The sequence below is a fragment of the Streptomyces sp. NPDC008001 genome (assembly GCF_042958085.1).
Classification (GTDB): domain Bacteria; phylum Actinomycetota; class Actinomycetes; order Streptomycetales; family Streptomycetaceae; genus Streptomyces.
Genome location: NZ_JBIBIZ010000023.1, coordinates 1 through 1,172, shown reverse-complemented (window position 1 = coordinate 1,172; position 1,172 = coordinate 1). Strand labels below are relative to the sequence as shown.

General features: G+C 69.6%; 1 pseudogene. It reads left to right on the top strand.

Going from position 1 to position 1,172, the window contains the following annotated elements:
* Positions 1-1,172: pseudogene (locus ACFZCD_RS32845) on the top strand (2-oxoglutarate ferredoxin oxidoreductase subunit alpha); the annotation flags it as partial.

Genomic DNA, 1,172 nt, shown 5'->3' with positions numbered 1-1,172 from the left:
GCCGAGGCGAATGTGGCGGCGTTCCGGGCGGGGTGGAATTTCGGTGAGACGACGGAGGATTTCGCTGTCTCTTATGAGGTGGCGCCTGCGACGTCGGCGTTCCCGGCCGGTACCTACCGCAACATCTCCGGCAACCTCGCCCTGTCCTACGGCCTGATCGCCGCCGCCCGCCAGGCCGACCTGCCCCTCTACCTCGGCTCGTATCCGATCACGCCGGCCTCGGACATCCTGCACGAGTTGTCGAAGCACAAGAACTTCGGTGTGCGGACGTTCCAGGCGGAGGACGAGATCGCCGGCATCGGCGCCGCCCTGGGTGCCGCATTCGGTGGCGCCCTCGCCGTGACCACCACCTCCGGGCCCGGAGTAGCGCTGAAGTCGGAGACGATCGGTCTGGCGGTGTCGCTGGAGCTGCCGTTGCTGATTGTCGACATCCAGCGCGGCGGCCCCTCCACCGGCCTGCCGACGAAGACCGAGCAGGCGGACCTGCTGCAGGCCATGTACGGGCGTAACGGTGAAGCCCCCGTCCCCATCGTGGCGCCGAAGACCCCTGCCGACTGCTTCGACGCGGCAGTGGACGCAGCCCGCATCGCCCTGGCCTACCGCACCCCCGTCTTCCTGCTCTCCGATGGTTATCTGGCCAATGGGTCGGAGCCGTGGCGGATCCCGGAGATCGATGAACTGCCGGATCTGCGGGTGCAGTTCGCGACCGGCCCCAACCACACCCTGGCTGATGGCACCGAGGTGTTCTGGCCGTACAAGCGTGATCCGCAGACGCTGGCGCGGCCGTGGGCGGTGCCGGGCACGCCGGGGCTGGAGCACCGGATCGGGGGGATCGAGAAGCAGGACGGCACGGGCAACATCTCCTACGACCCGGCCAACCACGACTTCATGGTCCGCACCCGCCAGGCCAAGACCGACCGCATTACGGTCCCCGACCTGACCGTCGACGACCCCGACCACCAGGCCCGCACCCTCGTCCTCGGCTGGGGATCCACCTACGGGCCGATCACCGCGGCCGTGCGCCGGGTCCGGGCCGCCGGCAGTCACGTCGCCCAGGCGCACCTGCGGCATCTCAACCCCTTCCCCGCCAACCTCGGCGAGGTGCTGGCCGCCTACGACACGGTGGTGGTCCCGGAGATGAACCTGGGCCAGCTCGCCACCTTGCTGCGGGC